This is a genomic window from Paracidovorax sp. MALMAid1276 (genome assembly GCF_049198005.1).
In the GTDB taxonomy this organism is placed as follows: domain Bacteria; phylum Pseudomonadota; class Gammaproteobacteria; order Burkholderiales; family Burkholderiaceae_C; genus Acidovorax.
In genome coordinates, this window is record NZ_JBMIRS010000019.1 from 22182 (window position 1) to 28299 (window position 6118).

Annotated in this window: 6 protein-coding genes; 3 read left to right on the top strand and 3 right to left on the bottom strand. The window is 66.9% G+C overall.

The window, feature by feature from the left end; genetic code table 11:
* Nucleotides 1-4 precede the first annotated feature (4 nt).
* Both ACOQFS_RS00510 and ACOQFS_RS00515 read right to left on the bottom strand, forming a co-directional pair.
* On the bottom strand, nt 5-913 hold the full coding sequence (locus ACOQFS_RS00510; RefSeq protein WP_421561027.1) for a hydroxymethylglutaryl-CoA lyase: 909 nt from the start codon (nt 911-913) through the stop codon (nt 5-7).
* Nucleotides 914-1016: 103 nt separating this feature from the next.
* A complete protein-coding gene (locus ACOQFS_RS00515) occupies nt 1017-1934 on the bottom strand; it encodes a LysR substrate-binding domain-containing protein (protein WP_421561028.1) in 918 nt (305 codons plus the stop codon).
* A gap of 107 nt (nt 1935-2041) precedes the next feature.
* On the opposite strand from ACOQFS_RS00515, the gene ACOQFS_RS00520 reads away from it, so the two are divergent.
* The 3 genes from ACOQFS_RS00520 (at nt 2042) to ACOQFS_RS00530 (ending at nt 4980) form a co-directional block, all read left to right on the top strand.
* Nucleotides 2042-3040: a 3-hydroxyacyl-CoA dehydrogenase family protein gene (locus ACOQFS_RS00520; RefSeq protein ID WP_421561029.1), complete on the top strand. Its 999-nt coding sequence runs from the start codon at nt 2042-2044 to the stop codon at nt 3038-3040.
* The gene (locus ACOQFS_RS00525; protein ID WP_421561030.1) at nt 3037-3885 is read left to right on the top strand and encodes a 3-keto-5-aminohexanoate cleavage protein; all 849 of its coding nucleotides are present in this window, start codon (nt 3037-3039) and stop codon (nt 3883-3885) included. The genes ACOQFS_RS00520 and ACOQFS_RS00525 overlap by 4 nt, the downstream gene beginning before the upstream one ends.
* A 69-nt stretch (nt 3886-3954) precedes the next feature.
* A complete protein-coding gene (locus ACOQFS_RS00530; protein WP_421561031.1) occupies nt 3955-4980 on the top strand; it encodes a Bug family tripartite tricarboxylate transporter substrate binding protein in 1026 nt (341 codons plus the stop codon).
* Nucleotides 4981-5003: 23 nt separating this feature from the next.
* On the opposite strand, the gene ACOQFS_RS00535 is transcribed toward ACOQFS_RS00530, so the two are convergent.
* Nucleotides 5004-5924 (bottom strand): 2-hydroxyacid dehydrogenase, encoded by a 921-nt coding sequence (locus tag ACOQFS_RS00535; RefSeq protein ID WP_421561032.1) that lies wholly within the window; start codon nt 5922-5924, stop codon nt 5004-5006.
* Between the last annotated feature and the right edge of the window lie 194 nt (nt 5925-6118).

Consider the following 6118-nt stretch of genomic DNA (forward strand, 5'->3'; position numbering starts at 1 on the left):
AGTTTCATCCCGCGCGCTTGTTGAGCAAGGCTGTGGCGGCACGGGAATTGGGTTTGCGGTCCAGGAAGCCACTGATATAGGCCCCGGCATCAACGAGCTTATCAAGGTCGATGCCGGTCTCGATGCCCATGCCCTGCAGCATGTAGACCACGTCCTCGGTCGCCACATTGCCGGTGGCACCCTTGGCATACGGGCAGCCGCCCAGGCCCGCCACGGACGACTGGTAGTTCCACACGCCCATCTCCAGCGCGGCCAGCGTGTTGGACAGCGCCTGGCCGTAGGTGTCGTGGAAGTGGCCCGACACGTCGTCGATGCCAAAGTGCTGCAGCGTGGCCTCGATGGCGCGCTGCACCTTGCGCGGCGTGCCCACGCCGATGGTGTCGGCCACGTCCACGCGCTGCACGCCGATGCCCTTGAGCAGGCCGGCGAGGTACGCCACGCGCTCGGGGGCAATCTCACCCTCGTAGGGGCAGCCCACGGTGCAGCTCATCGCGCCGCGCACGCGGATGCCCGCGGCCAGCGCCGCCTGCACCACCGGCGCAAAACGCTCGATGCTCTCGGCAATGCTGCAGTTGATGTTGCGCTGGCTGAAGGCCTCGCTGGCCGAGCCGAAGACGACGATTTCGTCGGGCTTGTCCTGCACCGCCGCCTCGTAGCCCTTGAGGTTGGGCGTGAGCACCGAATACGCCACGCCGCCGTCGCGCGCAATGCCTTCCATCACCTCATGGTTGTCGGCCATCTGCGGAACCCACTTCGGGCTCACATAGCTGGTGACCTCGATCTCTTGCAGGCCCGCCTGCTGCAGGCGGTGCACCAGCTCGATCTTGACGGCGGCGGGCACGGGCGTCTTTTCGTTCTGCAGGCCGTCGCGGGGGCCGACGTCGATCAAGCGCACGCGGGAGGGAATGGTCATGGGGGGCTACCAAGTAAAGAGGTCAATGAGAACGCTGGATTGTCCGGTGAGCACGCCACCAGGGCCACCCCATATCCTGCCAGACCATTCGCCGGACGTGCCATCAGCCTCCGTGGGTCTCTGCGCCCTCCACCTCCTGTCGTAGCAGGGCCACCATCTCCTGCGCCGCCAGCGACAGAGGGCGCCCGCGCAGCGTGATCAACCCGATGGGCCGGCGCAAAACCGGTGCTTTGAGGGCGCGCGTGACCACCTCGGGCCGGCGCACCACCTGCGCTGCGAGCTCGGGCAGTGCACTCACACCCAGCCCGGCGGCCACCATGGCGGCAATGGTGGCGAGATGCTCCACTTCGTAGCGCGGCGCGAACCGGATGCGGTGCGTCAGCAAGGCCTCGTCCGCATATTGCCGCACGCTGGTGGCGGCTGGCATGGAGATGTGCGGCAGTTCGGCCACGTCGGCCCAGGCCAGCGCACCGCGTGCCCGGGCCAGCGGGTGCTTGCGCCCCATCAGCAGCACAAAGCGGTCAGAGACCAGCGGTGCGTAGTCCAAGTCGGCATATGCCGGGTTTGCGGCGGTGAGCGCAAAGTCCACCCGCCCGGCCCGCACCATGTCAAAGGCCGGGCCCGCCAGGCTATCAAACAGCTCCAGCTGCACGCCCGGGTGCTTGGCAGCGAAGCGCGCAAACGCTCTCGGCACTGCACCAGCCGCCAGAGACGGCAACGCCGCCAACGCAATGCGGCCCACCTGCAGTTGCGCCACCTCTTGCACCCGCCGTACCGTCTCGTCCATCTGGTGACGCAGAAAGCGCGCCTGTTCAGCAAACACCTCGCCCGCCAGCGTGAGCTGCACAGTGCGTGTGGTGCGCTCGAACAGACGCACGTCCAGCATCTCTTCCAGCCGGGCCACCGTGCCCGAAACCGCCGACTGGGAGAGGTGCATCTGCAAAGCGGTGCGCCGAAAGCTCAGCGTATCCGCCAACGACAGAAACACATCGACCTCGCGTGCGGACCAATTGATCTTCATGGCCGATCAGTCTATCGAAAAAGACGTCTGGACCGCGCAATGCAGGCCCCCTAGACTGAATCAGAAGCAAGCACAGTGCTTGAGAAACTTGACATGCAGGAGACATGATGGAGAACAGTTCGCCGCACAACGCACGCACCGTGGTGGTGGGCGGAGGCACCATGGGCGCCGATGTGGCTGTGGTGCTGGCCCGGGGCGGCGCGCAGGTGACGGTGGTGGACCCCCTCACCGCCCGCCGCGAGCAGCTTTTGCCCCACATCGCCCAGGAGCTGGCCGCCGCCGGCCAGGCCAGTCACGCGGGACCGGTACAGACATGCTCCAGCCTGCAGGATGTGGACTGGAACGGCGTGGTGCTGGTAGTTGAATGCATCACCGAGCAACTGGCAGCCAAACAAGCGCTGTTTGCCGAGCTGGAAACCGTGGCGCCCCCCAACGCCGTGCTCGCCAGCAACAGCTCGGGCTTTCCCATCAGCGCCGTCGCGCAAGGGCTCCCCACGGCGCAGCGCATGCTGGGCCTGCACTTCTTCATGCCAGCCCACCTGGTGCCGCTGGTGGAAGTGGTGCTGGGCGAACGCAGCGACCCGGAGCTGGGCGCCTGGCTGCATGCATTCATGCGCGGCTGCGGCAGCGTTCCCGTGCTGGTGAAGAAGGACAAGCCCGGATTTCTGGCCAACCGCATGCAGCACGCCTTGTCGCGCGAGGCATTTGCACTCATCGACGAAGGCATTGCCTCGCCCGAAGACGTGGACGCCGCCGTGCGCTTCGGCTTTGGCTTCCGCTTTCTGGCGGCAGGGCCCGTCCTGCAACGCGACCATGCGGGCATCGAGGTACACACCGCAGCTGCGGCCACCATGTACCCCACGCTGTCCAACACCGGCGTGCCTGCACAGGCCCTGCGCGACAAGGTGGCCCAGGGCACCCTGGGCATGAAGACAGGCAAGGGCTTTTTTGACTGGCCCGAAGACCGAAAGCAAGCCGAGCGCGCGCGCTACGACACGCTGCTGCGTCAAGGCCTGGCCCTTTTGGCCAGCGAGTTGCCCACGATCGAGCCCCCCGGCCATCCCTCATCCACAGAAACCTCACCCACCGCCGGAGCCCGCGCATGAGTGCATCGCCCGTCCTCCCCAGCCAGTGGCTCGACCCGCTGATCGTGACCGTGGCCCCCAACGGCGCGTACAAGCAGCTCTCGGACCACCCCGCCGTACCCCTCACGCCCACCACATTGGCAACCACTGCCAAAGCCTGTCTGGATGCGGGCGCCGCCATGCTGCACATGCACATCCGTGATGCACAGGGCCGCCATAGCCTGGACGTGGAGGGCTACCGCGAGGCCCAGCGCGTAGTGCGTCAGGCCGTCGGTGATGCCATGGTCATCCAGATCACCAGCGAAGCCGCAGGCGTTTACCAGGCGCCCGCACAAATCGCCATGGTCGAAGCCCTGCAGCCCGAGGCCGTGTCCATCGGCCTGCGCGAAGTCGACAAGCCGGAGATTGGCGAGCCTGGCCTGCAGCGCTTTTTTTCGGGATTGGCGCAGCGCCGCACCATGGCGCAGGTCATCCTGTACGACGTGCCCGACCTACGCCGATGGCAGGCCCTGCGCGCCAGTGGCGTAGTACCTGAAGCGCCTTGGTTCCTGCTGTTTGTGCTGGGCCGCTACAGCGCCGGTCAGACCTCCAGCCCGCGCGACCTGCTGCCCTTTCTTGCAGCCCACGAAGGCGCAGAGCCCTGGGCCGTGTGCGCCTTTGGCGCCGCAGAAAACACCTGCATCACAGCTGCCACGCTGTTCGGTGGACATGCCCGCGTGGGCTTCGAAAACAACTTGCTGTGCAAAGACGGTAGCGTGGCTCCGGACAACACCGCACTCGTGCGCCAGGCCGTGGAAGCCGCCGCGGCGCTGGGGCGCCCGCTGGCTACGGCAGCCGACATCCGGCAGCGCTTTGGCGCACCCTGAGCGCGTCCCCATATCCATTGACCCCAACCCGCGTCAGACGGGCCCTTGCCATCCCCACAGGAGACATACATGCACCACTCCCATTCTTCGACCTCGTACCGCACGGCACGCCGGGCAGTCCTGCAAGCCGCTCTGGCGCTTCCACTGGCCCTGGGCATCACGGGGCAGGCCGCCGCGCAGGCGACAGCCACGGCGTTTCCCAGCAAGACCATCCGCTTCGTGGTGCCCTATCCTCCTGGTGGCCCCACCGACCTGATGGCGCGCATGCTGCAGCCTGAATTGCAAAGCCGTCTGGGCGTTCCCGTGGTGGTGGACAACAAGGGGGGCGCGGGCGGGAACACCGGCAGCGCTGAAGTGGCCAAGCAGGCACCGGCCGATGGCCACACTCTGCTACTGGCCGCCAGCGGCCCCATGGCGGTGAACCAGTCGCTGTATGCCAGCATGCCTTTCAACCCACTGACGGATCTCGCGCCGGTGATCCAGCTTTCTGCATTCCCGCTGGTACTCGAAGTACACCCCTCGCTGGGAATCAAGACCCTGGCCGAACTGCTGGCCATGGCCAAGGCGGGCAAGCCGGTGCTCAGCTATGCGTCTGCGGGCAATGGCACACCGCAGCACCTGGCGGGCGAGCTGTTCAACACCACGGCAGGCGTGAAGATGGGACACATCCCTTACCGGGGCGCAGGCCCCGCGCTCAACGACCTGATTGGCGGGCAGGTGAACGTGATGTTCGACATCGTTGGCAGCTCACTGCCCCACATTCAGGCAGGCAAGCTCGTCCCGCTGGCTGTCACATCGACTGCGCGTGCGAAGGTACTGCCCAACGTGCCCACCATGGCAGAGGCCGGCGTCGCGGGTTACCAGATCACAGGCTGGCACGGCATTGCAGTTCGCGCAGGCACGCCCCAAGCCACCATCGACAAGCTCAACGCCACGGTCAATGCGATCTTCGCGGAGCCCGCCTTCCGCGCCAAATGGGAGGCCATCGGCACTCCCGTGGTGGCTGGCAGCGCCGCCGACTTTGCCGCGCTGATCAAGGCCGACTCGCAGCGCCTGGGCAAGCTGGTGCGCGACGCCGGCGTGACGGTGGATTGAGCGCCGCGGCGGATGCTGCAGGCTCAGTAGCCCCGCGCCGGGTTGACGACGCCCGCCACCGCCTCGCCCCGCTGCAGCGCGGCGATCTTGCGCGCGATCTGCGCAATGCTCTCGTCGCGCAGCGTGCGGGCCGAGGTATGGGGCGTGACGGTGATGCGAGGGTGGTTCCAGAACGCATGGCCTGCGGGCAGCGGCTCAGTGCGGAACACATCCAGCGTGGCACCGGCCACCTGGCCGCTGGCTATGGCGGCCAGCAGGTCTTCGTCCACCAGGTGGGCGCCCCGCGCCACGTTGATCACGTAGGCGCCGGGTTGCAGCCGGGTCAGCGTGTCCTTGTTGATGACGTCGGCCGTCTCTGGCGTGAGCGGCAGCAGGTTGACCAGCACCCGGCTCGCGGCCAGAAAGTCGTTGAATTGATCCGCACCGCTGAAGGCCCGCACGCCCTCGATGGCCTTGGGGCTGCGGCTCCAGCCGTTGATGGGAAAGTCGAACTGCGCCAGCGCCTTCGCCACCCGCTCGCCCAGCACGCCCAGGCCCATCACGCCGATGGGGAAGTCGCTGCGCAGGCGCGGCTTGCGGTAGCCCCAGTGGCCCGCCGCCATGTCGGCCTCGTAGCCGTCGAACTCGCGGAAGTGGCGGATGACCGCGTGGCACACGTACTCGGCCATCTGCACGGCCATGCCCGCGTCATCGAGCCGCACCACCAGCGCGCCCGGTGGCAAGCGCAGCTTGAGCAGCGCATCCACACCCGCGCCGATGTTGAACAGGGCTTTCAGGCCCGGCTGCTCGTCCATGAACTGCTGGGGCGGTGCCCAGACCACGGCACAGTCGGCCTGCGGCGCGCCGGGTTGCCACACGGAAATGTCAGCGCCGGGCAGCGCGGCGGCCAGGCCCTGCAGCCAGGGCTCGGCCTTGGTGTCGGTACAGCAAAAGGTGATTTTCATGGCGGGTGAGGGTAACGGGAATGTGCGCCGTGCGCTGTCGCGGAAGGCATCAACCCCGTTCGTCCTGAGCGTGTCGAAGGGCTGTTCACTTTGCGCCCTGGCTTCGACAAGCTCAGCCCGAACGGTTGGAGGCCATGAGCAAATTGTGACGATGCTCCCAGACTTTCCGCGTTCGCCCTGAGCCTGTCGAAAGG

Bases quoted from the DNA above. Each gene is read 5' to 3' on its own strand.
- ACOQFS_RS00510 (WP_421561027.1), bottom strand. From the start codon at position 913: ATGACCATTCCCTCCCGCGTGCGCTTGATCGACGTCGGCCCCCGCGAC.
- ACOQFS_RS00515 (WP_421561028.1), bottom strand. From the start codon at position 1,934: ATGAAGATCAATTGGTCCGCACGCGAGGTCGATGTGTTTCTGTCGTTG.
- ACOQFS_RS00520 (WP_421561029.1), top strand. From the start codon at position 2,042: ATGGAGAACAGTTCGCCGCACAACGCACGCACCGTGGTGGTGGGCGGA.
- ACOQFS_RS00525 (WP_421561030.1), top strand. From the start codon at position 3,037: ATGAGTGCATCGCCCGTCCTCCCCAGCCAGTGGCTCGACCCGCTGATC.
- ACOQFS_RS00530 (WP_421561031.1), top strand. From the start codon at position 3,955: ATGCACCACTCCCATTCTTCGACCTCGTACCGCACGGCACGCCGGGCA.
- ACOQFS_RS00535 (WP_421561032.1), bottom strand. From the start codon at position 5,924: ATGAAAATCACCTTTTGCTGTACCGACACCAAGGCCGAGCCCTGGCTG.